Source organism: Nocardiopsis sp. CC223A, from assembly GCF_030766825.1.
Taxonomy (GTDB): Bacteria; Actinomycetota; Actinomycetes; order Streptosporangiales; family Streptosporangiaceae; genus Nocardiopsis.
Genome location: NZ_JASFDV010000098.1, coordinates 1 through 24,056, shown reverse-complemented (window position 1 = coordinate 24,056; position 24,056 = coordinate 1). Strand labels below are relative to the sequence as shown.

Annotated in this window: 24 protein-coding genes; 14 read left to right on the top strand and 10 right to left on the bottom strand. The window is 74.0% G+C overall.

Going from position 1 to position 24,056, the window contains the following annotated elements:
- The 3 genes from QJS33_RS27485 to QJS33_RS27475 form a co-directional block, all read left to right on the top strand.
- Positions 1-2,335, top strand: a 2,335-nt coding sequence (locus tag QJS33_RS27485; RefSeq protein ID WP_306370964.1) for a DEAD/DEAH box helicase, incomplete at its 5' end; no start/stop codon positions are given.
- Positions 2,332-3,012 carry a hypothetical protein gene (locus QJS33_RS27480; protein ID WP_306370963.1) on the top strand — a complete coding sequence of 227 codons (681 nt, stop codon included), beginning with the start codon at positions 2,332-2,334 and terminating at the stop codon, positions 3,010-3,012. The genes QJS33_RS27485 and QJS33_RS27480, both read left to right, overlap by 4 nt.
- 341 nt (positions 3,013-3,353) lie before the next feature.
- Complete coding sequence (locus QJS33_RS27475; protein ID WP_306370962.1) at positions 3,354-4,193, top strand: SAM-dependent methyltransferase; 840 nt, start codon at positions 3,354-3,356, stop codon at positions 4,191-4,193.
- A 420-nt stretch (positions 4,194-4,613) separates the two neighbouring features.
- Here QJS33_RS27475 and pcaD read toward each other — a convergent pair whose 3' ends face one another.
- Positions 4,614-5,450: a 3-oxoadipate enol-lactonase gene (gene pcaD, locus QJS33_RS27470; protein WP_306370961.1), complete on the bottom strand. Its 837-nt coding sequence runs from the start codon at positions 5,448-5,450 to the stop codon at positions 4,614-4,616.
- 81 nt (positions 5,451-5,531) lie between these two features.
- On the opposite strand from pcaD, the gene QJS33_RS27465 reads away from it, so the two are divergent.
- Together QJS33_RS27465 and QJS33_RS27460 are read left to right on the top strand one after the other, a co-directional pair.
- Positions 5,532-6,764, top strand: coding sequence for an RNA-guided endonuclease TnpB family protein (locus tag QJS33_RS27465; protein ID WP_306370960.1), 1,233 nt, complete (start codon positions 5,532-5,534; stop codon positions 6,762-6,764).
- Positions 6,765-6,971: 207 nt separating this feature from the next.
- Positions 6,972-7,775, top strand: a complete 804-nt coding sequence (locus QJS33_RS27460) for an IclR family transcriptional regulator C-terminal domain-containing protein (RefSeq protein WP_306370959.1) — start codon at positions 6,972-6,974, stop codon at positions 7,773-7,775.
- Between the two features lie 6 nt (positions 7,776-7,781).
- Here QJS33_RS27460 and QJS33_RS27455 read toward each other — a convergent pair whose 3' ends face one another.
- The 4 genes from QJS33_RS27455 to QJS33_RS27440 form a co-directional block, all read right to left on the bottom strand.
- On the bottom strand, positions 7,782-8,468 hold the full coding sequence (locus tag QJS33_RS27455) for a response regulator transcription factor (RefSeq protein ID WP_306370958.1): 687 nt from the start codon (positions 8,466-8,468) through the stop codon (positions 7,782-7,784).
- A gap of 23 nt (positions 8,469-8,491) precedes the next feature.
- Complete coding sequence (locus QJS33_RS27450; protein ID WP_306370957.1) at positions 8,492-9,658, bottom strand: sensor histidine kinase; 1,167 nt, start codon at positions 9,656-9,658, stop codon at positions 8,492-8,494.
- Positions 9,655-9,879, bottom strand: a complete 225-nt coding sequence (locus tag QJS33_RS27445; protein ID WP_306370956.1) for a DUF5957 family protein — start codon at positions 9,877-9,879, stop codon at positions 9,655-9,657. Before QJS33_RS27445 ends, QJS33_RS27450 begins: the two co-directional genes overlap by 4 nt.
- 124 nt (positions 9,880-10,003) lie before the next feature.
- Positions 10,004-10,525: a CGNR zinc finger domain-containing protein gene (locus QJS33_RS27440; RefSeq protein ID WP_306370955.1), complete on the bottom strand. Its 522-nt coding sequence runs from the start codon at positions 10,523-10,525 to the stop codon at positions 10,004-10,006.
- A gap of 25 nt (positions 10,526-10,550) precedes the next feature.
- On the opposite strand from QJS33_RS27440, the gene QJS33_RS27435 reads away from it, so the two are divergent.
- Together QJS33_RS27435 and QJS33_RS27430 are read left to right on the top strand one after the other, a co-directional pair.
- On the top strand, positions 10,551-10,697 hold the full coding sequence (locus QJS33_RS27435; protein ID WP_306370954.1) for a hypothetical protein: 147 nt from the start codon (positions 10,551-10,553) through the stop codon (positions 10,695-10,697).
- Positions 10,698-10,860: 163 nt separating this feature from the next.
- Positions 10,861-11,739 carry an aldo/keto reductase gene (locus QJS33_RS27430; RefSeq protein WP_306370953.1) on the top strand — a complete coding sequence of 293 codons (879 nt, stop codon included), beginning with the start codon at positions 10,861-10,863 and terminating at the stop codon, positions 11,737-11,739.
- Between the two features lie 59 nt (positions 11,740-11,798).
- On the opposite strand, the gene QJS33_RS27425 is transcribed toward QJS33_RS27430, so the two are convergent.
- Positions 11,799-12,320, bottom strand: coding sequence for a GNAT family N-acetyltransferase (locus tag QJS33_RS27425; protein ID WP_306370952.1), 522 nt, complete (start codon positions 12,318-12,320; stop codon positions 11,799-11,801).
- A gap of 291 nt (positions 12,321-12,611) precedes the next feature.
- Entirely contained in the window at positions 12,612-15,791 is a 3,180-nt protein-coding gene (locus QJS33_RS27420) for a bifunctional cytochrome P450/NADPH--P450 reductase (RefSeq protein ID WP_306370951.1), read from the bottom strand.
- Between the two features lie 121 nt (positions 15,792-15,912).
- Between QJS33_RS27420 and QJS33_RS27415 the strand changes: the two genes are divergently transcribed.
- Positions 15,913-16,524 (top strand): TetR/AcrR family transcriptional regulator, encoded by a 612-nt coding sequence (locus QJS33_RS27415; protein ID WP_306370950.1) that lies wholly within the window; start codon positions 15,913-15,915, stop codon positions 16,522-16,524.
- Here the strand turns inward: QJS33_RS27415 and QJS33_RS27410 are convergent.
- Entirely contained in the window at positions 16,521-17,273 is a 753-nt protein-coding gene (locus QJS33_RS27410; protein ID WP_306370949.1) for a thioesterase II family protein, read from the bottom strand. The genes QJS33_RS27415 and QJS33_RS27410 overlap by 4 nt on opposite strands.
- 135 nt (positions 17,274-17,408) lie before the next feature.
- Here QJS33_RS27410 and QJS33_RS27405 point away from each other — a divergent pair, with 135 nt between their 5' ends.
- Entirely contained in the window at positions 17,409-17,849 is a 441-nt protein-coding gene (locus QJS33_RS27405; RefSeq protein WP_306370948.1) for a very short patch repair endonuclease, read from the top strand.
- Positions 17,850-17,880: 31 nt separating this feature from the next.
- Here QJS33_RS27405 and QJS33_RS27400 read toward each other — a convergent pair whose 3' ends face one another.
- A complete protein-coding gene (locus QJS33_RS27400) occupies positions 17,881-18,180 on the bottom strand; it encodes a hypothetical protein (protein ID WP_306370947.1) in 300 nt (99 codons plus the stop codon).
- 32 nt (positions 18,181-18,212) lie between these two features.
- Between QJS33_RS27400 and QJS33_RS27395 the strand changes: the two genes are divergently transcribed.
- Complete coding sequence (locus QJS33_RS27395) at positions 18,213-18,863, top strand: hypothetical protein (RefSeq protein ID WP_306370967.1); 651 nt, start codon at positions 18,213-18,215, stop codon at positions 18,861-18,863.
- A 3-nt stretch (positions 18,864-18,866) separates the two neighbouring features.
- On the opposite strand, the gene QJS33_RS27390 is transcribed toward QJS33_RS27395, so the two are convergent.
- On the bottom strand, positions 18,867-19,871 hold the full coding sequence (locus QJS33_RS27390; RefSeq protein WP_306370966.1) for a LacI family DNA-binding transcriptional regulator: 1,005 nt from the start codon (positions 19,869-19,871) through the stop codon (positions 18,867-18,869).
- A 200-nt stretch (positions 19,872-20,071) separates the two neighbouring features.
- Between QJS33_RS27390 and QJS33_RS27385 the strand changes: the two genes are divergently transcribed.
- From QJS33_RS27385 to QJS33_RS27370, 4 genes are all read left to right on the top strand, one after another.
- Positions 20,072-21,361: an ABC transporter substrate-binding protein gene (locus tag QJS33_RS27385; protein ID WP_306370946.1), complete on the top strand. Its 1,290-nt coding sequence runs from the start codon at positions 20,072-20,074 to the stop codon at positions 21,359-21,361.
- Positions 21,358-22,266, top strand: a complete 909-nt coding sequence (locus QJS33_RS27380; protein ID WP_306370945.1) for a carbohydrate ABC transporter permease — start codon at positions 21,358-21,360, stop codon at positions 22,264-22,266. The genes QJS33_RS27385 and QJS33_RS27380 overlap by 4 nt, the downstream gene beginning before the upstream one ends.
- Positions 22,263-23,174: a carbohydrate ABC transporter permease gene (locus tag QJS33_RS27375; protein ID WP_372339725.1), complete on the top strand. Its 912-nt coding sequence runs from the start codon at positions 22,263-22,265 to the stop codon at positions 23,172-23,174. Before QJS33_RS27380 ends, QJS33_RS27375 begins: the two co-directional genes overlap by 4 nt.
- Before the next feature lie 124 nt (positions 23,175-23,298).
- Positions 23,299-23,922: a GTP cyclohydrolase II gene (locus QJS33_RS27370; protein ID WP_306370944.1), complete on the top strand. Its 624-nt coding sequence runs from the start codon at positions 23,299-23,301 to the stop codon at positions 23,920-23,922.
- Positions 23,923-24,056 lie beyond the last annotated feature (134 nt).

Sequence of the window (24,056 nt, the reverse complement as noted above, 5' to 3'; positions counted from 1 at the left end):
CCTTCGGCAACAGACCTCCCCCATGCCCCGGACTCCGGACGCACTGCTGGCGGCGGCGCTGACCGGGGAGGACGCCGTCGTGGACGCCGAGGCCGCCGCCCGGCTGCGGCCGGCCCTGAAGGAATGGCGCTCCCGGGTGCGCGGCGCGGGCCGCGCCGGGCTGCTGTTCCTGCTGCGCGAACCCGACCGCGCCACCCCCTGGACCGTCGAGTTCTGGGTCCGCTCGGTCGTCGATCCCGGCCTGCGCCTGCCCCTGGAGCAGGTGTGGTCCGGGGAGGGCGCCGCCTGGCTGCCCGCCGACGTGTCGGTGACCGCCCTGGCCGACCTGCGCCGCGCCGCCCGGCACCACCCGCTGATCGGCCGGGCCCTGCGCGACCTGGCCCCCTCCCGGCTGCTGCTGAGCGTGGAGGACGCCCAGCGGTTCGTCGCCGAGGCCGCACCCGCGCTGGCGGCCGCCGGGTTCGGTGTGGTCCTGCCCGAGCTGCGCAAGGGCCCCCGGGTGGGCCTGCGCATGACCGCCGAACCCGTCAAGGGCCGCAAGGGCGTCGGCGGCATCGGACCCTCCGACCTCGTCCACGTCTCCTTCGAGGCGGTGCTGCGCGGCGACCCCGACGGCGACACCGCGCCCCTCACCGAGGAGGAGCTGGCCGAACTCGCCGAGCTGGCCCGCCTCAAACGCTCCCTGGTGCGGGTGCGCGGCCGCTGGACCCAGCTGGACCCCGAGCGCCTGGAGGCCGCCCTGGAGTGGATCTCCGCCCGCGGCCGCCGGATGCGCCCCGACGAGGCGGTGCGCACCGCCGTCGGCGCCGGCCAGGCCCCGCCGCTGCCCGTCGAGGAGGTCGTCGCCCCCGGCCCCCTGGGCGCCCTGTTCGACGGCTCGGCCGCCGCCGACCTGCGCCCCCTGGGCACCCCCGACGGGTTCAAGGCCCGCCTGCGCCCCTACCAGGACCGCGGCGCCTCCTGGCTGCGGTTCCTGGGCGAGCTGGGCCTGGGCGCGGTCCTGGCCGACGACATGGGCCTGGGCAAGACCGTCCAGCTGCTGGCCCTGCTCGCCGACGCCCGCCCGCTGGACTCCGGCCCCACCCTGCTGGTGTGCCCGGTGTCCCTGGTCGGCAACTGGCGGCGCGAGGCCGAACGCTTCGCCCCCGACCTGCGCGTCCACGTCCAGCACGGCCCCGACCGCCCGCACGGCAACGACCTGGCCCGCCTGGTCGGCCGCTGCGACCTGGTCGTCACCACCTACGGGGTGGTCTCCCGCGACACCGGCGAACTGGCGGGCCTGCCCTGGCAGCGCGTGGTCTGCGACGAGGCCCAGGCCCTGAAGAACCACGACACCCTCCAGGCCAGGGCGGTGCGCTCGCTGCCCGGGCGCACCCGTATCGCGCTCACCGGCACCCCGGTCGAGAACGACCTGGAGGAGCTGTGGTCGATCATGGACTTCGCCAACCCGGGCCTGCTCGGCTCCGCGGCCGCCTTCCGCGAGGCCGTGGCCGGGGAGGACGGCCCCGACACCGCCCGGGTGCGGCGGATGACCGGCCCGTTCGTGCTGCGCCGCCTCAAGACCGACCGGTCGATCATCGCCGACCTGCCGGAGAAGGTGGAGATGCGCACCTGGTGCACCCTCACCCCCGAGCAGGCGTCCCTGTACAAGGCGGTCGTGGAGGAGATGACCGAGCGCCTGCGCGAGGCCGACGAGCGCGAACGCAAGGGCCTGGTGCTGGCGACCATGACCCGTCTCAAGCAGATCTGCAACCACCCCGCCCAGTTCCTGGGCGACGGCTCGGCGCTGGCCGGCCGCTCGGGCAAGCTGGACCGGCTGGAGTCGATCCTGGGCGAGGCCGCCGCCGAGGGCGACAAGGCCCTGTGCTTCACCCAGTACGCCCGCTTCGGCGACCGGCTGGCCCCCTACCTGCGTTCGCGGCTGGGGGTGCCGGTGCTGTGGCTGCACGGCGGCACCCCGCGCGCCGAACGCGAGGAACTGATGCACCGCTTCCAGACCCTGGACGGCCCCGCGGTGTTCCTGCTCTCGCTCAAGGCCGCGGGCACCGGCCTCAACCTGACCGCCGCCAACCACGTGGTGCACGTGGACCGGTGGTGGAACCCGGCGGTGGAGGACCAGGCGACCGACCGGGCGTTCCGGATCGGGCAGCGGCGCGATGTGCAGGTCCGCAAGATGGTGTGCGTGGGCACCGTGGAGGAGCGGGTGGACGAGATGATCGAACGCAAGAGCGCCCTGGCCCGGGGCGCGGTGGCCACCGGTGAGGCGTGGCTGGCCGGACTGTCGGTGGACGACCTGCGCGAGGTCGTGCGCCTGGCGCCGGAGGCGGTGGCGTGAGCTGGTCGGAGCAGGTGGAGCAGTGGCTGGGCCCGTCGGCCACGGGCCCGGTGGACCGGCTGTCGGTCCGTCCGGGCGAGGTCACCGCGCGGGTCGCCGGGTTCGAGGTGAGCCTGATCCGCACGGTGCCCGACGACGCCCTGTGGGACCGGGTGTGCGCGGCCCTGGCCTCGCAGGAGGTGTTCCGGGCCCGGGTGCTGGCCGGGGAGCTGCCGGTACCGGTGGGGCGGGTGTGCACGATGTTCGGGGTCGACCTGGTGCCGCCGGGCTGGGACGCCCTGGTGGCCACCTGTTCCTGCGACCGCTGGGACGGGGTGTGCGCGCACCTGCGGACGGCGGTGGCCGCCCTGGCCGCCCAGGCGGACCGGGACCCGTTCGCGCTCACCAGGTGGGCGGGTCTGGACAAGGGCGCGCTGCGCACCCGGGTGATGGCGGCCGGTCGCATAAAAGGACCTTCGGTCTCAGAGGAGACAGCCCGGGATAATGTCTCCGAGGCGATAATCGAAGACGCTCCCGACCCCTCCGATCACGCACCGGACTCGGCGGCCGCGTTCTGGTCGGCACCCTCCCCGCCCGGCCCCGTGGAAATCCCGCCGGGCTCCGGAGACCGCGTCAGGGCCGCCGCTCCAGGCGCGCTGGCCGATGAACTGCCGCCATTCCCGCGCCCGGGAACATGAACACGGACCGAACGAATACGCGATTTGCGATTTCCTCGGGAAAACGCCGGTGGGAACGGACCCGGGCGGTTACGATTCGGCTGAAGATCACGTCGCACGGCGTGGCGGATTCCCGTACGGGAAAACGGGAACCGGTCCCGGCGCGCACGCTCCGCGCCGCCCGAGCACAGGAGGTCGACGATGCCGGTCCGCAGCCCCGCAGCGCGTCCTCTCCGCCCCTTCCACACGGGCCCTCTCTTCCTTACCGCCGTCCCCGCACGCGACGACCGCACTCACACGACGAAGGAGGCAGGGGCGCCCTCTGCCCGGCAATGTCCGCCGGGTGCCGCCCCGGACCGCACATGGCCGATCGCTTCCCCCCCGACATCGACATGGAGACCCCCAGCGTCGCCCGCATGTACGACTACCTGCTCGGCGGCAAGGACAACTTCGAGGTGGACCGCAAGGCCTGTGACGTCCTGCTGGCACAGGTTCCGGAGTTCCTCACGCTCTCCCACCAGAACCGGGCGTTCCTGACCCGGGCGGTGGAGTACGCGGCCTCCCAGGGCATCGACCAGTTCCTCGACCTGGGGGCCGGACTGCCCACGGCGGACAACACCCACCAGGTCGCCCAGCGGATCTCACCCGGCGCCCGGGTGCTGTACGTGGACAACGACCCGATCGTGATCGCCCACGGCCGGGCGCTGCTGGCCGGCGGGCGGGGCGCGGCGTTCCTGATGGCCGACGTCTCCCACGGGGTGGAGCCCATCCTGACCGCGCCCCTCACCCACGACCTGTTGGACACCGACCGGCCGCTGGGCGTCATGCTGGTGTCGATGCTGCACTGCATCCCCGACAGCGCCGACCCGTTCGGCATGGTGGCCGGGCTGATGGAGCGCATGGCGCCGGGGTCGTTCCTGATCTACTCGCACATCGTGTCCGACGACCCCGGGGCCGCCGCCTGGGTCACGGACAAGATGCTGTCCTTCGGCACCCCGTGGGGGCGGGTGCGCTCCCCCAAGGAGGCCGCGGTGGCCTTCGAGGGGCTGGACAGGGTGAGCGCCTGGGCCGACGACCGCGACGAGGAGCCGCGGGCGGTCGACTGCGCCAGTTGGCGCCACCCCGAGATCGCGCCGCGGACCCGGCCGGGCGACCTGACGGTGAAGCTGTGGGAGTACTCGGGGGTGGCGGTCAAGCGGTGAGGCGTCGGCCCCGCCGGAACCTCGGGTTCCAGGGCGGGTCCGGCGGATCGTGCCGGGCCCGCCCGTCGCCCTCCACCACCCTCAACCGACGACCTCCGGCCGACCCCCCACACCCAACGCCGCCCTCCACCACCCTCAACCGACGACCTCCGGCGCGGTACTTCCACGGCGCCGCGAGGCCGCTCCCGGCACTCGGCGCAAGCGCCGGGCCGCTCGAAAGCATCCGCCGCACCCGCCCTAGCGGTGGTCGCGACACCCTGACATCCGGGGAGGTTGCGACCACCGTGTCGTCCACCGGGCACGAACCCGCCCGACCGCGGCAACGCTTCCCGGAACCGACGGCCGGGTCCGGGAACGTCACCGAGGCGGCCCGCCGACTCGGCATCGACCACGACACCGTCTTCGGCCGGGCCGGTCCCGTCAGTCCCCGGCGGAGAAGTGCCGGATGAGCAGGGTGTTCACCTCGTCCGGGCGCTGCCAGGACACCAGGTGCGCGGTGGCGGGCAGGGTGGTGTACCCGGCGCCGGGGATGAGCCGGGCGATGACGTCCGCGTGCCGGTCGGGCGGGGTGGAGGGGTCCTCCGCCCCGGCCACGACCAGGGTGGGAGCGGTGACGCCGGGCAGGCCCTCGCGCACGTCGTAGTCCGCGATGGCCTCGCAGCAGCCCGCGTAGCCCTCCGGGTCGGTGGCGGCGATCTGGTCGCGCAGGGCGGCGACGTCGCGGGGGTGTTCCTCGGCGAAGGACGGGGTGAACCAGCGGCCCACCACGGTGTCGGCGACGGCGCCGGTGCCCCGGGCGCGCACCAGGGCGGCGCGTTCGTGCCAGGGCCCCGCCGGGCCCGTGTAGGGCGAGGTGGCCAGCAGGGCCAGGCGGTCGAGGCGCTCCGCGTGGTGGACCGCCAGCCACTGGCCCACCATTCCGCCCAGGGACAGGCCGGCGTAGTGGGCGCGTTCGATGCCCAGGCGGTCCAGCAGCGCCACCACGTCCCCGGCCAGGTCGGCCATGGCGGAGGGGCCGGCCGGGACCGGGGAGCCGCCGTGGCCGCGGTGGTCGAAGCGAATCACCCGGAACACGGCCGACAGCGCCGCTACCTGGGGCTCCCACATCGCGGTGGTGGTGCCCAGCGAACCGCCCAGCAGCAGCGGGGGTGCGTCGGCGGGGCCGCTCTCGACGTGGTGCAGGTCGACGCTCATCTGGTTGTTGGGTGTGGAGACCCCGTCCTTCAGGGCGGGGAGGAAACACCCGTCTCCTCTCACAGCTCGTGTTCTCGTTCGTGTTTTCGATGACTTCCCCGGTTCCCCTCACACCGGGGTGACCGGCTCGCTACAGTACGGAACATGACCAGGACAATCGTGAAGCGGGCGTACCGATACCGCTTCTACCCCACCGGTGCGCAGACGGCGGAGCTGTCGCGCACCTTCGGGTGTGTCCGCCTGGTCTACAACAAGGCCCTGGCCGTGCGCACGGAGGCGTGGGACCGGAACCGGGAGCGGGTGAACTACAACGCGACCTCGGCGATGCTCACCGGCTGGAAGAAGACCGACGACCTCGCCTTCCTCGCCGAGGTGTCCTCGGTGCCGTTGCAGCAGACGCTCCGGCATTTGCAGGGCGCGTTCTCCCACTTCTTCGCCGGACGCGCCAAGTACCCGCGTTTCAAGTCGCGCAAGAAATCGCGGGCGTCGGCGGAGTACACCCCCAGCGCGTTCCGCTACCGCGACGGCAAGCTCACCCTGGCGAAGATGGCCGAACCCCTGGACATCGTCTGGTCGCGTCCACTGCCCGAGGGCGCCACCCCGTCCACGGTCACCGTGTCGCGGGACGCGGCCGGACGCTGGTTCGTGTCGATCCTGTGCGAGGACACCGTCGAATCCGCCCCGGCACCGAACGACGCCGTGGGTATCGACGCGGGGATCACCTCGCTGGTGACCCTGTCCACGGGGGAGAAGATCACCAATCCCCGGCACGAACGCCGTGACCGGACCCGTCTGGCCAGGGCCCAGCGGGCGCTGTCCCGCAAGGCCGCAGGGTCGGCGAACCGGGCCAAGGCGCGGCGCAGGGTGGCGCGGGTGCACGCGCGGATCGCCGACCGGCGCAGGGATTTCCTGCACAAGCTCACCACTCGTCTCGTCCGCGAAAACCAAGTGGTCGTGATCGAGGACCTGACCGTGCGCACCCTGGTCAAGAACCGCGCCCTGGCCCGCGCCATAAGTGATGCGGCCTGGTCTCAGCTGCGGTCGATGCTGGAGTACAAGACCGCCTGGTACGGGCGGGAGCTGGTCGTGGTGGACCGGTTCTTCCCCTCCACCCGGTTGTGCTCGGCCCCCGGGTGCGGGCACGTGCACGAGAGGCTGCCGCTGGACGTGCGGGAGTGGACCTGTCCCCGGTGCGGGACCGTCCACGACCGTGATGTGAACGCGGCGCACAACCTCAGGGCCGCCGGGCTGGCGGCATCCGCCTGCGGAGCCGGTGTGAGACCTCAACGGGAGTCCTCCCGGACGGGGCTGTCGGCGTCGAAACAGGAAGGCCGCGGGGCGACCCGCGACGGGGCGAAAGCCCCGAACCACCCGTAGGTGGTTCCGGAATCCCCCTCCTTCAGGAAGGGGAGGAAGTCAAGGGTCCGGGGTCCCCTTTCGTGGCGGTGTCCGGGTGCGGGCCCATCATCGCAGCGGCCCCGGGGACACCGGGACACCGGCACGGATGTGCGGTATGAGAACATCGGCGGGGGCCCTGTCGCCCGCCCCGGCCCTTTTTCGTGTCCTCGTCCCCAGGAAGAGCAGATGCCCACCGAAGACGAACCGGAACGCGGCGCCCACTTCGTGCAGTCGCTGGAGCGCGGCCTGCTGGTGATCCGGGCGTTCTCCGCCGAACGCCCGGCCATGACCCTGAGCGATGTGGCCCGCGAGACGCACCTGACCCGGGCGGCGGCCCGCCGCTTCCTGCTGACCCTGGCCGACCTGGGGTACGTGCGCACCGACGGGCGGCTGTTCTCGCTGACCCCGCGGGTGCTGGAGCTGGGGTACGCCTACGTGGCGTCGGCGGGGCTGCCCGATGTCGCCCAGCCGCACCTGGAGGACCTGTCGGCGCGGGTGCACGAGTCGGCGTCGGTGTCGGTGCTGGACGGCGACGACGTCCTGTACGTGGCACGGGTGGCGACCTCGCGCATCATGACCGTGTCGATCCGGGTGGGGACCCGGTTCCCGGCGGTGGCCACGTCGATGGGGCGGGTGCTGCTGGCCGACCGCGACGACGCCGAGATCGACGCCTTCCTGGGCCGGGTGCGCCTGGAGCCGCTGACCCGGTTCACCATCACCGACCCGGCACGGCTGCGCGCCGAGCTGCTGCGGGTGCGCGAGCAGGGGTACGCGATCGTGGACCAGGAGCTGGAGGAGGGGCTGCGGTCGCTCGCCGCCCCCGTCCGCGACACCACGGGCCGGGTGATCGCGGCCGCGAACGTGTCGGCGCAGGCCAACCGGTCCTCGATCGAGGACGTGCGCCGCGACCTGCTGCCCGCCCTGCTGGAGGCGACCGGGCGCATCGAGGCGGACCTGGCGTCGGTCTCCCGCCGCGACGCGGGCCGGTGAACCCCCTCAGGAGAGCCAGCCCGGGCGGACCACGCCGGTCTCGTAGGCGATCACCACGAGCTGGGCGCGATCGCGCGCGCCCAGCTTGGCCAGCACCCGGCTGACGTGGGTCTTGGCGGTGGCCGGGGAGACCACCAGGCGGGCGGCCAACTCCTCGTTGCTGAGCCCGGCGGCGACGGCGGCCAGCACCTCGCGTTCGCGTTCGGTGAGCCCGGCCAGCCGTGCGGTGGGCGGCGGCTCCTTGATGCGGTCGGCGAACTCCGCGATGAGCCTGCGGGTGACCGCCGGGGCCAGCAGGGCGTCGCCTCGGGCGGCCACCCGCACGGCGTGCAGCAGTTCGGTGGGCTCGGTGTCCTTGAGCAGGAACCCGGCGGCTCCGGCGCGCAGCGCCGCGTACACGTACTCGTCGAGGTCGAACGTGGTGAGGATGACGACCCGCACCCCCGCCAGACGCGGGTCGGCGGCGATCCGGCGGGTGGCCTCCAGCCCGTCCGTGCCGGGCATGCGGATGTCCATGAGCACCACGTCGGGCCGGGTGCGCGCGGCGGCCTGCACCGCCTGCGCCCCGTCCCCGGCCTCGGCGACGACCCGCAGGTCGGGCTCGCCCTCGATGATGGAGCGGAACCCCGCCCGCACCAGGGTCTGGTCGTCGGCGACGAGGACGTCGATGGTGTCGGGGCCGGCGTCGTGCACGCTGCGGTTCCTCTCCGGGGCGGTCAGTCGTCTCGGTCCACGGGCAGGCGGGCCCGCACCCGGAAGCCGCCCCCGGCCCGGGGGCCGGCCTCGAAGGTACCGCCCAGGGCGGTGGCGCGCTCGCGCATGCCGAGCAGGCCGTTGCCCTCGACCGGCGCCGCGGGCTCCGAGCCGTCGTCCGCCACCTCGACCGTGACGGCGTCCGGCTCCGTGGTGAGGGCGACCTGGACGGCGGTGGCGTCGGAGTGGCGGCGCACGTTGGTGAGCGCCTCCTGCACGATCCGGTACAGGGCGGCCCCCGCCGGTGCGGGCATCGCGGGCACGTCCCCGGGGCCGTCGGCGGGCGCGCCGTCCACGGTCAGTCGTACCGGCGGTCCGCCCTCGGCGGCGGTGCGCACCAGGTGGGGCAGCCGGTCGGCGCCGGGCACCGGCGCGCTGCCCTGCGCCTCGTCGGCCTGGCGCAGCACCCCCAGCGTGGCGCGCAGCTCGCGCAGGGTGTCCTTGGTGACGGCCTTGATGGCCTCCAGCGCCTCCAGTGCCTGTTCGGGGTCGCGGCGGTGCACGGCCGCCGAGGCCTGGACGTTGACCAGGGAGATGTCGTGGGCGATGACGTCGTGGAGTTCCCGGGCGATGCGCAGCCGCTCCTCGGTGGCGCGGCGGCGGGCCTCCTCCTCGCGGGTCCGCTCGGCCTCCAGCGCGCGTTCCCGGGCGGCGTGCAGGTGGGCGGCGCGCTGGTGCAGGACCGCGGCCACCGCCGCGATCGCCACCGTCCAGGCCAGTACCAGCAGGGCCCGCCACGGGTTGAACGCGAACGCCTCGGCGACGGCGAACAGCCCCGACGTCACCGCGACCGCCACCACGGGGGCGGTCCGCAGCCCCACCGCGGCCATGCGCAGCACCGCGACCAGGAGCAGTAGCCATGCCGCCCAGCTGTCGGCGGTCCCGGCCACGTAGTAGACGGGCAGGCACAGGCCCACCGCGATCGCGGTGGCCAGGGGCCATCGGCCGACCAGCACCAGTGAGGCGGCCCCCAGGGCGAGCACGGCCAGGGACTGCGGCTGCGGCGCCGACCCGCGGTCCAGCGAGAAGAACACCTCGGCGCCGAGCAGGGCCAGGGTGGTCACGGCCGCGACGGCGGCGTCGGCTCCCGCCCCGAAGACGTGTTCGCCCGTGTCCTGACGCCGTGTCATACGTCCTGTCGCCCCCTGCGCGCCACCGGCAGCGGCCCGCCCACCAGTCCGGCGGCGGCGCCCACCACGATGAGGTACCTGATGCCGGGCGCCCACGGGGGCAGGTCGCCGCCGCCGAGCAGGAGCAGCGAGACGGTGACCGCCTCCGACAGGACGAACCCGGCGGCCGTACCGACGGTCAGGCCGAGCAGGGACGCGCCGAGCGCCTTCCAGCCGTTCACGGGCCTCTTCCCTTCCTTCTTGTACCACGGAACCCCCGCAATCCTGCGGGAGCGGAAGGGCGTACGGCATCGGCCGCGGGTGGACACCCGGTGTCCGTCGTGGGATGTACGCGGCCCGGGGCGCCTACCCCCGGCGGCGGGCGCGGTGGCGGCGCACGGCGTCGCGGTTGCCGCAGGCGGGCGAGCAGTACCGCTGGCGGCCGTTGCGGGAGAAGTCGGCGAAGACGCGCTCGCAGTCGGGCGCGGCGCACCGGCCCAGCCGGTCCATGCCCCGCCCGGTCAGGTGCAGGGCGGTGCCCACCGCGATGAGCACGGCGATCTGGCGGTGGGCGGGCAGGTCGTCGGGTCGGTAGTGCAGGTGCCAGCCGTCGCCGGTGTGGTCGGTCAGGCGCGGTGCGGACGCGAACTCGACGAGCAGCGGGTTGAGGCGGGCCGCCCGCTCCGGGGGGTCGGCGGCGTCGACCACACCGGTCCACTCCCGGAGGAAGGCGCGGACCCGGGCGAGGTCGGCCGCGCCGACCGCGCGCTCCAGGACGAAACCCACCTCGGCGCAGCGCCGGGCGAGGTCTCCCGTGTCCTCCGGGGGCCGGTTGACCAGGTCGACGGCCAGTCCCACCGGATCCCTGCCGTAAGGGTTGATATGCATAATGACATTACATCAGACTTGCGCCATGCGTACCGAACACGAACACCGCTGGACCACCGAATCCGCGCACGCCACCAGTGAGGGCCTGGTCTCCTACCAGCGCTGCGCCTGTGGCCGGCGCCGCGTCACCCTGGCCCCGGCCGTCACCGTGGCCGCGCCCGCCGCCCGATGACGAACGGCGTCCCGCCCACGGATCTCCCCCGACGTCCTCCCGGTCCCCGTCCGGACACGGGGACCGTGGCGCCTTGCGGGTGCGCGCCGCCTCCTGAGATCCTGCCCGGAACACCGGCCCGCCCGTGTTCTGCGGTGGCGGGCCGCACACGAAAGGGACATCCGTGACCGACCAGCACGACGCGGCGGGCCCCGCCGCCCTCTCGGGGACCTTCGCCCTCGGCGGCGACCTGCCGATCCACCGGCTCGGCTTCGGCGCCATGCGGATCGTCGGCGAGGGGGTGTGGGGCCCGCCCCGCGACCGCGACGAGGCGCTGGCGGTCCTGCGCAGAGCCGTCGAGCTGGGCGTCACCTTCATCGACACCGCCGACTCCTACGGCCCCCAGATCAGCGAACAGCTCATCCGCGAGGCCCTGCACCCCTACCCCGCGGACCTGGTCATCGGCACCAAGGCCGGGTTCGTGCGCACCGGCCCCGGCCTGTGGCACCGGCTGGGCCGCCCCGAGTACCTGCGCCAGCAGGTGGAGATGAGCCTGCGCACCCTGGGCCTGGAGCGCATCGACCTGTTCCAGCTGCACCGCATCGACCCCGAGGTGCCGCTGGCCGACCAGCTGGGCGAGCTGGCCGACCTGCGCGCCGAGGGCAAGATCGGCCACATCGGGCTGAGCGAGGTGAGCGTGGACGAGCTGTCGGCGGCCCGCGCGATCGCCCCGATCGCCTCGGTGCAGAACCAGTACGCGCCCTCCTTCCGGGATTCGGAGGACGTGCTGGAGCAGTGCGAGAAGGACGGGATCGCGTTCCTGCCCTGGGCCCCGGTGGACCGCGGCATGCTGGCCGGGCCCGACTCCCCGCTGGCGGCGATGGCCGCCGAGCGCGGGGTCACCCCGGTGCAGTTGGCGCTGGCCTGGCTGCTGCACCGCTCACCGGTGATGGTGCCCATCCCCGGCACCTCGCGGGTGGCGCACCTGGAGGAGAACGTGGCGGCGGCCGCGCTGCGATTGTCCGAGGAGGAGACCGAGCGCATCGGCAGCCACCTCAGCTGAGGCGGCGCGGGTGGGCGGCCCGCCGGAGCGGGGACCGGTTCCGGCGGTCCGTTCGCGTCTCAGTTCGGCCGCAGGCGGAAGACCTGTAGGCGCATGTCGTAGTACTTCTCGGTCTCGCCCACCCATTCCATGCCCAGCCGCCGGGCCACCCCGACGGCCCGCTCGTTGTTGGGCCGGGCGACGGCGAAGATCTCCTCGATGCCCTGCCCGAAGGCCCAGGTGATGACGGCCCGGCTCGCCTCGGTGGCGTACCCCTGGCCCCACACGTCGGGGCGCAGCGCCCAGGTGAGCTCGAAGTCCTCCTCATAGGGCGGCAGGAGCTTGAGGGACAGGCCGCCCACCAGCTCGCCGTCCTCCTTGCGGACGATGGCCCAGCGCCCCGCGGGCGGGATGAGGTTGGGACCGGCCTCGATCCAGGCGTGCAGGACCGAGCGCATCGCGTCCACGTCGTTCACCGGTTGCCATTCCGGCGTCAGCCAGTGCGCCACCTCCGCGGCCCCGTAGATCTTCAGGGCGGCTTCGGCGTCGTCCAGCTCCCACTCCCTGATCTGGAGTCGTTCGGTCGGCAGCTCAAGACTCATAGCACAACGGTAGCGACCGCGCGAGCACCGGGACAGGGGGTGCGGGACAAGAGTGGGCATCCGTTGGGGCAGGACCTCCCGCACCGGGCGGGGCCCCGCCTACCCGCTCCGGCCCAAGCGGGTGGAAACGGTTCGTCATCCCCCCTTTACCCAGGGTCTTCGGATCGCCTATCGTGGAGCCCCGGCCTGGGAGCGCTCCCAGTCGTGGGGGCGCCGCGGTCGACTCCCCCGCCGCCCGGCCGGGACCATGCGCCCGGGTCCGCCGTGGGGGACGGGCCCGGGCGCCCCGCCTCACCCGGCCCACACGTCCTCGGTGTAGCGGCCCCGCCCGATCAGTCCGTCCAGCCAGGCGCGGGCCTCCTCCTCTCCGCAGCCGGCGGCGTCCCGGTGGATCCGGACGAACGCCGCCCGTACCCCCGGGGCCATGGCCCGGCCGTCACCGCACACGAACACGCGCCCGCCCGCCTCCAGCAGGTCGCGCACCTGACCGGCCTCGGCCAGGATCCGGTCCTGGACGAACCGCGCCCCCTCCCGCGGGGCCGCCGAGAACACCGGGCGCAGCTGCACCGCCCCGGCCCGTTCGGCGGCCTCCAGCTCCTCGCGGTGCAGGTAGTCGGCGTCGGGGTGGTCGCAGCCGAAGTACAGCAGCGCCCTGCCGCGCACCCCGCGGTGCACCCGGTCGGCGACCGCGCCCCGGAAGGGGGCCAGGCCGGTGCCGGCGGCGACCATGATCAGCGGCACGTCCGGTTCCGCGGGGATCCGGAAGGCGTCGGCGGCGGGCAGGACGCGCGCCCGCACCTCGCACCCCGGTTCCAGGGCGGCCATGAAGTGCGAGGCGGTGCCGCGGTAACAGCCGTTCCCGGAGCGGTGCGGAGCGGTGAGCGGGGAGACCATCAGGTCCACCGCGCCGGGGTCGGCCGCCGCACCGGAGGAGACGGAGTAGGAGCGCGGGGCCAGGGGCGCGAGCATGCCCAGGTAGTGCTCGAAGGGCAGCGCGCAGGCCGGGTGCTCCTCCAACAGGTCCAGGACGCTGCGCCCGGCCGCCCGGTCCGCGAACTCCGGGGCCCCGGCCAGGTCGGCCAGGGCCCGGGAGGTGACGGGGCAGGGGGTGTGGTCGGCCAGGGTCCGCACCTGCTCGCGGGTGGCGGGGGCCTGGAGTTCGACGGCACCGGCGAGCAGTTCGCCCAGGGCGACCGGCCGGTCCACCGGGAGCGCGGACCGCGTTCCCCGGCGGGGCTCCAGGCGGACGGTGCGGCCGGGGTCCTCGCCGAAGCGGGCGGCCACCCGGTCGACGAGGGCGTCGGGGTTGCGGGGCAGCACGGCCAGATGGTCGCCGGTGCGGTAGGAGGTCCCCGCGGGCAGTTCCAGGCGCACGAACCTCTTGGGCCGTCCGGCGGGGTGGGCGGTGTCGGCGAGGTCGCCGGCCTCCAGGACCCTCATGGGCCGCAGTCCGTAGCGTTCGGCCAGGCCGTCCAGGGCGGTGGCGGGGGCGTCGACCAGGGTGTACGGCGGGGCGCCGGCGTCCTCGGCCGGGGGCGTGTCGGGGTCGGCGGGCTCCCCGTGGACGTCCAGCAGGGCGTCCAGGGCCCGGGCGGACCAGGCGGCGACGGTGGTGGTGAAGTCGCCGGAGGTGTCGGCGGCGGCCCGGTCGGCCAGGCGCTCGGCACCGGCGGCGTGCAGCAGGTCGTCCACCAGGGCGGGGACCCTCTGGTAGGTGGCCGACCAGTTCCGGTCGCCCACGCCCAGGACGGCGTAGCGCACACCCTCCAGGCCGTCCGCTCCCAGGGTGGGCAGCCAGTCCAGGAAGGCGGCCGCGTCGTCGGTGGGGCGGCCGTTGTAGGAGGCGGTGACGACCAGGACCGGTCCGGGACCGAGCGCGTCCACGGCCGTTTCCAGGGCCGCGACCCGGGGGGTGAAGCCCGCCTCGGCGGCGTCGGCGGCCAGGTCGCGGGCCAGTCCGGCGCAGGTGCCCAGGTTGGAGCCGTACAGGACGGTCAGCGCCGTGCCGGGCGCGCGCCGCACCGCGCCGCCGGCCGCCGCGGGGACGTCGGCCGCGGGCGCCGGGGCCCGGAGGCGGTCCGCGGCGGCGCGGTGGCGCAGCCGCAGGGTGAACCCGTCCGGCTTGATCGTGAGTGTCTCCTTGACCTTCAGCTCGTAGCGGGCGTGGTCCAGGAACCGGTACCGGTGCACCAGCAGGCCCAGTACCAGGACGGCCTCGTGCAGGGCGAACTGGCGGCCGATGCAGGCGCGCTCGCCGCTGCCGAACGGCTTGAAGAGGTGGGCGGGGCGCTCGCTCTCGCGTTCGGGCGAGAACCGCTCGGGGTCGAACAGCTCGACGTTGTCGCCCCAGCCCGGGTCGCGGTGCAGCCCCGGGGTGAGGATCAGCAGGGTCTCGCCCTTCGCGACGCGGTGGCGGCCGCCGACGACGGTGTCCTCCAAGGGCTCGACGGCGTAGGCGGGGGCGGTGGGCCACAACCGCAGCGACTCGTTGAGGACCTGGCGCAGGTAGCGGAGCCGCCCCACGTCGTCGTGGCCGGGGTCGGGGCGGTCGGTGTCGCCCCACAGGGCGTCCGTCTCGGCGCGGGCACGGGCCAGCGCCTCGGGGTGTTTGACCAGGTGGTGCAGGGCGAAGGACAGTGCGCCGCTGGTGGTCTCGTGCCCGGCGATGAGGAAGGTGATGACCTGGTGGCGGATGTTGACGTCGTCCAGGGGCTCGCCGGTCACCGGGTCGGGGGTGTGCAGCATCCGGCCGAGCAGGTCGCCGGTGGAGGTGTCGCCGGAAGCGCGGCGGGACCGGACGACCTCGTCGACGACCTCCTCCATGTAGGCGATGTCGCGGTGGAAGGCCCGGTCGGCGGCCGTGAAGAGCGGTCCGGTACCGGGTAGGCGGGCCGAGTGCTTCTGGGCGTGCTCCAGTGCCCGGCCCAGGGCGGCGATGAACGGGTGGGGATCGGAGCGGCCGAAGGAGTCGAAGTCGAACCCGAAACCGCAGCGGCCGATGGTGTCGAAGGTCAGCCGGGTCATGTCGGCGGCGACGTCGACCTCGGTGTCCGCGGCGGCGGCCCGGTCCCAGGAGGCGGTCAGGCTCCGGGCGACGTCGAGCATGGTGGCGTGGTAGCCGCGCATGGCGCCCAGGGAGAAGGCGGGCAGCAGGACGTCGTGGGCCTTGCGCCAGTTGGGCTCGTCGCCGTAGGCGGTGAACAGGCCGTCCCCGGCCAGGGCGCGCAGGTACTCCAGGTCCTGGTGGACGTTCTTGCGGAATCGGGTCTGGTCGGACAGTTCGGCGACCAGGTCGCCGCCGGTGACCAGGATCAGGCTCTGGCCGGGCAGGCGCATGCGCATGATCGGGCCGGTCCGGCGGGCCAGCTCGACGAGCTCCCCGATGCCGGAGGAGAGGTCGAGCACATGGCCCAGCAGCGGCAGGCCGGGGGGTTCGGGGATGGGGAGGATCTGCGGAGTGGTCGTGGTCACAGTGTGCCCCTTCGGCTCGGTCGGCCATGCCCGCCCGACAGGCGTGCAACCGACTTTGTCACACGACAAAGTTAACCAACTATGTCAAGCGACCAAGTCGCGCGTTCGGTAGCATGGGGCCATGGCCCACGTCTCCGCCGCCGAGCGGCGCCCCCAGCTCATCGACGCCGCGATCGACCTCATGCGACGCGAGGGGGCGGCCGCGGGCAGCACCCGCGCCGTCGCCGCGGAACTGGGCGTGGCGCAGATGACGGTGCACTACGTGTTCGGTTCCAAGGCGGAGTTCACCCGGGCCGTGTTCGAGGAGCTGGGCCGCCGCACCATCGACCAGGTGCGGCCGTTCGCCGAGCACCCGACCCGGGGCGGGTTCACCGAGTCGCTGGCCCACACCGTGCGGGTGCTGTGGCGGGTCAGCGTGGAGGACCGCGGGGCGGCGGTCCTGTGGGACGAGCTGTCGGTGCAGGCGCTGCGCGACCCGGTGCTGCGGGAGACCTACCGCGAACACGTCCTGGACATGCACCGGGTGACCACCGAGCTGCTCACCACCCTGGCCGAGCGCAGCGGCACCGCACTGGCGGTCCCCGCCCCGGTGGTGGCCCGGTTCTTCCTGGCCGGGTTCGAGGGACTGCTGTCCCAGCACCTGGCCGCCCCGGACGAGGAGGCCGAGCGGCGCTGCCTGGAGCAGGTCATCGCCGCCACCGTCGCCCTGGCCACGGGCGACCTGCCCGCCTAGACGTCGGCCCCGACGGCGGCGCGCACGTCGGCGGCGATCCGCCCGGCCACCTCGCCGATGCGGCCGACGAAGTAGAAGTGCCCGCCGGGCAGGGTGTGCCGCACCAGCGGACCGGCCACGTGCTCGCGCCAGGCGTCCATGCGCGCGGGCGGCATCCCGGCGTCCTCGGCCCCGGCCAGCGCGGAGACCGGTATCGGCAGCGGCGGGGTGTCCGGGCGCGGGCGCCAGGTGTCGACCAGTTCCAGGTCGGCGCGGATCAGCGGCTCGGCGGCCCGCCACCGCTCCGGGTCCTCCAGGACGGCCGCGGGGGTGCCGCCCATCCGGGCCAGTCCCGCCCGCAGGCGGTCGGCGGGCAGCAGGTGGCGGGGTTCGGCCCACTCCGGCCCGGGCGCCGGGCTCCAGCCCGAGACCCCCAGCCAGGCGGGCGCGGGTCCGTCCCCGGCCAGCGCCAGCAGCGCGGTCTCGTAGGCGGCCAGCGCGCCCATGCTGTGCCCGAACAGCCCGAAGGGGCGGTCGTGGTCGGCGCCGATCAGGGCGTACAGGTGCCGGGCCAGCGCGCGGGCGTCCGACAGCGGTTCGCCGCCGGCCTCGCGGCCGGGAGCCTGGAGCAGGCACACGTCCCAGTCGGCGGGCAGGTGGCGCACCCAGGGACGATAGGCCTGCGCCGAGCCGCCCGCGTGGTGCAGGACGAACAGCCGAAAGCCCGCCTCGGGCACCGGCCGGATCCGGATCAGGGCATCCCGCCGCACCGCACACTCCCCCTCGAAGGTCATGGGAACGGCGTGCCCGCCGCACCAGCGGCAAACTTACCAGCCAGTAAAACTCGCGGGTAACACCCGTTGGTAATAACGGGTTCCCGGGCGGGCCGGCCTAGGATGCGGCGCATGGCGGTTCCGCGGCCCACCAAGGCGCTCAACGAGGGCGTGCGCAGGAGCATGCGCGCGAACAGGGGCCGCGACACCGGCCCCGAACTGGCCGTGCGGCGGCTCGTGCACGCCGCCGGGCTGCGCTACCGGGTCTCCGCCCGGCCGCTGCCCGGCCTGCGCCGCACCGCCGACCTGGTCTTCACCCGCCGCCGGATCGCGGTGTTCGTCGACGGCTGCTTCTGGCACGGCTGCCCGCGGCACCACACGAAGGCGCGCACCAACGCCGCCTACTGGGCCGAGAAGGTGCGCGCCAACCGCGAACGCGACGCCGACACCGACCGGCGCCTGGCCGAGGCCGGCTGGACCGTGCTGCGCTTCTGGGAGCACGAGGAGCCCGCCGCGGTGGCCGGGCGGGTCATCGCGGCGGTGCGGGAGGGGCGGGACACCCCCGGAAAGTGACCGGATCCGGCCACGCCCCGGTGGGCGCGGATCAGCCCTCGGGGTCGGTGGAACGCCGGAACCGGATCGGCGAGCGCGCGGCCAGGGCGCGCACGCGGCGCGCGAACCGGCTCGGCCGCGTCCTCACCGGCCCCTGCTCCGCCTCCGGGGGAACCTCCTGGTCGGGGGCCTGTTCGGCGGCGACGGAGACCTGCGCCATGCGGTCCCGCAGCCGGTCGCGGACCTGGTCGGGGGTGTAGGCGCGGCGCTGGCGCTCCGCGCGGGCGATCGCCACGCCGGTGGCCGCCACACCCACGAAAGCCGCCGCTCCGAGTACTTTCCACCATCGCATGTGCCTAGGCTAGCGGTGTGGCCGATAGCGAGATCTCTTTGGACCGAGCGCTGGAGCTGACCCGCACCGGCGATGTGTGGGTGTTCCGCGGCACGAGCGCGGCCGACCGCGCCATCCAGATCACCACCAACAGCCCCGTCAACCACGTGGGCATGTCGGTGGTCATCGATGACCTGCCCCCGCTGATGTGGCACGCCGAACTGGGCCGCTCCCTGCCCGACATGTGGACGGGAAGGCACCAGCGCGGCGTGCAGCTGCACGACCTGCGCGACGCCGTCCTGGTGTGGGGCCGCAGGTACGGCCAGCGCGGCTGGCTGCGCCAGATCGACCCCGAGGTGGGCCGGGAGGCCGAGGAGGCCGTGCTGCGCATTATCGCGCGCCTGGACGGCACCCCCTTCCCCTCCACCGCGCAGATGGCCGGGCGGTGGGCGCGCGGGCGGCTGCCGCTGCGCCTGCCCTCCTTCCTGCGCCGCGGCAAGGGCGCCGACCCCGCCGAACACGCCCTGGAGTCCGCCTACTGCGCCGAGGTCATCGCCCTGACCTATGAGGCGATGGGCCTGCTGCCCGGCGGGCGCCGCCCCGGGTACTACGACCCGGGGCGGTTCTGGAGCGGGGACCGCCTCCGGTTGGAGGGCGGCCACTCCCTGGGCGGGGAGATCGCCGTCCCCCTCCCCGAGGAGTAGCCCTCAGCGCGGCGGCGCCGCGGTGCTGCCGCGCACCACCAGGCCGGTGGCCAGGTCCAGGCGCAGGTTGGCCGGGCGTCCGCCGCGGGCCAGCACCAGGGCCATGCGGGTGGCCTCCTCGGCCATCTCGGTCAGGGGCTGGCGGACCGTGGTCAGCGGCGGGCCCACCCAGCGGGCCACCGGCAGGTCGTCGTAGCCCACGACGCTGAGGTCCTCGGGGATGCGCACCCCCAGCTCGCGCGCGGCCTCGTACAGCCCCATGGCCTGGAGGTCGCTGCCGGCGAACACCGCCGTGGGCGGGTCGGCCAGGGAGAGCAGCTCCCGGCCGCGGTCGCGGCCGCTCTCCACGTGGAAGTCCCCGTGCCGGATCAGGTCGGGGTCCACGGGGATCCCGGCGGCGTCCAGGGCCGAGGTGTAGCCGTCGATGCGCGCCTTGCTGCACAGCACCTCGCGCGGCCCGCCGATGACGGCGATGCGCCGGTGCCCCAGGTCGATGAGGTGGCGGGTGGCGGCCAGCCCGCCGCTCCAGTTGGCCGAGCCCACCGCGGGCATGTCGGGTCCGGGGTCGCCCGCCGGGTCGACCACGACGAAGGGGATGCCGCGCGCCGACAGCCGGGTGCGCTGTTCGGCGGCCAGGTCGGAGAAGACCAAAACAACGGCGGTGGGGCGGCGGGCCAGGACGGCGTCGACCCAGTCGTCGCGCGGGGTCTGGCCGCCGGACTCGGTGAGCACGACGCTCAGCCCCTCCTCGCGGGCGATGTTCTCCACCCCGCGCACCACCTCGATGGCCCAGGCGCTGTCGAGTTCGTGGAACACCAGGTCGATGAGGGCGGAGCGGCCTCCCCCGGGGCCGCGGCGGCGCCGGTACCCGTGCGTGCGGATGAGCTCCTCGACGCGGGCCCGGGTGTCCTCGGCGACGTCGGCGCGGCCGTTGAGGACCTTGGAGACGGTCGGGACGGAGACCCCGGCGGCCTCCGCAATTTTCGCGATGGTCACCGGTCCGGTGATCGCTCCGTCGGGGGCTTCCTGGTTCGGCTGTGTACTCACGCCGCCCGATACTACGCGGCCCGGCGCTGTTCAGCACCGCCGACCTCGATCCGTGGGTGATCGGGGCCACAACGGATATTGACGTGGTTCACGCCGCGTCGTACATTCGGGCACCACAAGTTTCGGAATAAATTCCGAAAGTTTCGATCAAGGGATACGCGATGACCACCCCCCGAGTCGGCACGGCCGCCGCACTGGCCGCGCTCACCCTGCTCACCGCGACCGCCTGCGGTGGCGGAGGCTCCGCCCAGGACTCCGATGAGATGCACGTGTGGATGTACCAGGACACCCTCGTCGTCGTGCAGGAGGGCGCCGTCGAACGCTTCAACGCCGACCAGGGCGCCGACGGCGTCCAGGCGGTCATCGACCAGGTGCCCGGCGACAACTACGTCGAACGCCTGCGCACCGCCATGGGCTCCCCGCAACGACCCGACGTGTTCTTCAACTGGGGCTCGGGCAGCATCGCCCCCTACGCCGAGCAGGGCCTGCTCGAACCCCTCGACGACCACCTCGCCGAGAACCCCGAGCTCGCCGAGGCGTTCCTGCCCTCCGTCCTGGAATCGGGCAAGGTCGACGGCGTCCAGTACGGCATCCCCCTGCGCGGCACCCAGCCCGTCGTCCTCTTCTACAACCGGGCCGTCTTCGACGACGTCGGCGTCGAGCCCCCGCAGACCTGGGACGACGTGCTGACCCTGGTCGACGAGTTCACCGCGGCCGACGTCACCCCCTTCGCACTGGCCGGCGCCGACCCCTGGACCGAGCAGATGTGGCTGCAATACCTGGTGGACCGCATCGGCGGCCCCGAGGTGTTCGCCCGCATCGCCGGGGGCGACTCCGAGGGCTGGCGCGACCCGGCCGTGCTGGAGGCCGCCGAGATGGTCGCCGACCTGGTCGACCGCGGCGCCTTCGGCGACTCCTACGCCTCGGTCAGCTACACCGAGGGCGGAGCCTCCACCCTGCTCTCCGAGGGCCGCGCCGCCATGCACCTGATGGGGTCGTGGGAGTACTCCACCCACCTGGACCAGGCCCGCGACTTCGCCGAGAACGACCTGGGCTACGTCGCCTTCCCGCCCATCCCGGACGGCGCGGGCGACCCCGCCAACATCGTCGGCAACCCCACCAACTACTTCTCCGTCACCGCCGACGGCCCCCACCTGGACCGCGCCCTGGAGTTCCTCTCCTACACCGCCCAGGACGAGTACGTCGCCGACATGGTCGCCAACGGCGAGGTGCCCACCACCGCCGACGCCGAGGACGTCCTGGCCGACAGCCCCGACCCCGAGTTCGCCGTCTTCCAGTACGAGCTGGTCCGCGACGCCCCCCACTTCCAGCTGTCCTGGGACCAGGCCCTGACCCCCGAGGTCGCCACCCCGATGGTCACCGAGATCGAGGCCCTGTTCAACGGACAGCGCACCCCGCAGGAATTCGTCGACGCCCTGGCCGCCCTGTGAGCGCGCACGCCCAGGGCCGGGCCGCCCCCCGAACCGGGCGGCCCGGCCCCCTGTGGGCCCTGCCGGGCGTCGCGTTCTTCGCGCTCTTCGCCGCCCTGCCCATGCTGCTGGTGGCGTACCTGTCCTTCACCCACTGGGGCGGGCTGGGCGACCCCGCCTTCGCCGGACTCGACAACTGGACCCGGCTCGCCGGCGACCCGCTCATGCACCGCGCCGTGGGCCTGAGCCTGCTGCTGACCGTCGCCAGCTGGGCCCTACAGACGCCGATCAGCCTGCTCCTGGGCGTGTGGGCGGCCGGACGCCAGCGCGGCCGCGCCGTCCTGTCCGCGGTCTTCTTCCTGCCGCTGCTGCTGTCCTCGGCGGCGGTGGCCATCATCTGGCGGGCCCTGCTCGACCCCAACTTCGGGCCGCCCGCCTGGATAGGGCCCGCCCTGGGCCTGGGCACCCCGGACCCGCTGGGCGGGGGCGGCAGCGCGTTCTGGGTGATCGTGTTCGTCGCCGCCTGGCAGTTCATCCCGCTGCACATGCTGCTCTACCAGGGCGGGGCCCGGCAGATCCCGGAGACCCTCTACCAGGCGGCGCGCATCGACGGGGCGGGACGGCTGCGCATGTTCTGGCACATCACCCTGCCCCAGCTGCGCAACACCGTCACCACCTCCTCGGTGCTGATGGTCGTCGGCTCCCTCACCTACTTCGACACGGTGCTCATCATGACCGACGGCGGCCCGGGCACCGACACCACCATCGTCCCGTACCTGATGTTCCGGGCGGGCTTTCGCAGCTGGGAGCTGGGCTACGCGAGCGCGATCGCGTTCACCCTGGTCATCGTCGCGACCCTCATCGCCCTGGTGATGGTGCGCCTGACCGGCTTCGGCTCGATGCGCAGCACCAGGGAGGGAATGTGAGCGTCGTGGAGGAGCACACCGCCGTGCGGGAGGACCGCGCCGCCGCGCCCCGGCGGCCCCGCCGCACCGCCCGGACCCGGTACCGGGGCGTGGGCGAGCGCCCCAACGTCCTGGGCGGGCTGGGCGCCCTGGTCTGGCTGGTCGTGGTGGCGCTGCCGCTGTACGCCCTGCTCGTCGCCACGGTCCAGCGCGGCGAGAACTACGTGCCCGAAGGCCCGCTGGCCCTGCCCTCGGACCCCACCCTGGGCAACTACGCCACCGCCGTCGACAAGGGCCTGCTCGGGTTCGTGGGCAACACCGCCCTGGTCACCGCCGCCGTCGTCGCCCTGGTCGTGGTCCTGGCCGCCACCACCTCGTACGCGATCGTGCGCTCGCGCACCCGCGTCACCGACACCGCGTTCCGCGTGTTCCTGCTGGGCCTGGCCATCCCCGCCCAGGCCGTCATCATCCCCGTCTACGTCATCATCGTCCGCATGGGGCTGTACGACACCCTCACCGCGATCGTGCTGCCCACCGCCGCCTTCGCCCTGCCGGTGTGCGTCCTGATCCTGGTCGGGTCCATGCGCGACATCTCCGAGGAGCTGTACGAGGCCATGGCCCTGGACGGCGCCGGGCCGGTGCGCACCTTCCTGCGACTGGTCGTGCCCATGTCCCGCTCCGGACTGAGCACCGTCACCGTCTACTCCGCGCTCCAGGCCTGGAACGGGTTCCTCTTCCCGCTCATCCTCACCCAGTCCGCCGACCGGCGGGTCATCACCATGGGCCTGTACGAGTTCCAGGGCGAGTACCGGGTGGACGTGCCCGGGCTGCTCACCGCCGTCGTGCTCTCCACCGTCCCGCTGTTCATCGTCTACCTCGTGGCGCGCCGCTCCCTGGCGGACGGCCTGATGGGGGTGGGCGGCCGGTAACACACGCGTTTCGGATCACGGGGGCCCGGGCAGGCGGCTGGTTATACCGGGCGGGCCCGAGTACGAGTGAACCGAACGGCTCCCCCGTCCGTAGTCCTTCATAGACACGGCCCGAGGGGATCAGATGAACGACGACGCGCTGGACGAGGCCGCCGAGGCGGAACTGGCGACCCGATGGGGTCCGTTCCGCCTGGTGGCCTTCCGCGATCCGGGTGACGGCCGGGAGCACCTGGCCCTGGTGCACGGCGAGGTCCGCGACCATGACGAGGTCCCCGTACGGATCCACTCCGAGTGTGTGACCGGCGACGTGTTCGGGGCGCTGCGCTGCGAATGCGGCGACCAGCTGGCGGCCGCCGTCGGGGTGATCACCGCCGGCGACCGCGGTGTGGTGGTGTACCTGCGCGGCCATGAGGGCCGGGGCATCGGCCTGCTCGACAAGGTCCGCACCCTGGCCCTACAGGACGCCGACGGGCTCGACACCGTCGACTCGGCCACCGCCCTGGGCCTGCCCGTGGACGTGCGCGACTACGGTCCCGCCGCCCGGGTGCTGCGCCACCTGGAGGTGCGGTCCGTACGGCTGCTGTCCAACAACCCCGACAAGGCGCGCGCCCTGGAGGAGCACGGGGTCAAGGTCGCCGTGCGCGAACGCCTGCTCGCCCCGGTCCGCCCCGAGAACCTCCCCTACCTGGTGGCCAAACGCGACCGGCTGGGGCACGACCTGCCCGCCCCGGAGCTGCCCGATGCCTGACCGCACCGCCGCCACCGCAGCCGCACCGCCCGCCCGCCCGGCCCGGCGCTCGCTGCACCGAGCGCTCACCGGCGCGGCAGCGGGGCAGCTCGCGGTGCTGGCGGTGCTGACCGCCGCGGCCGGGCTGGGCCCGG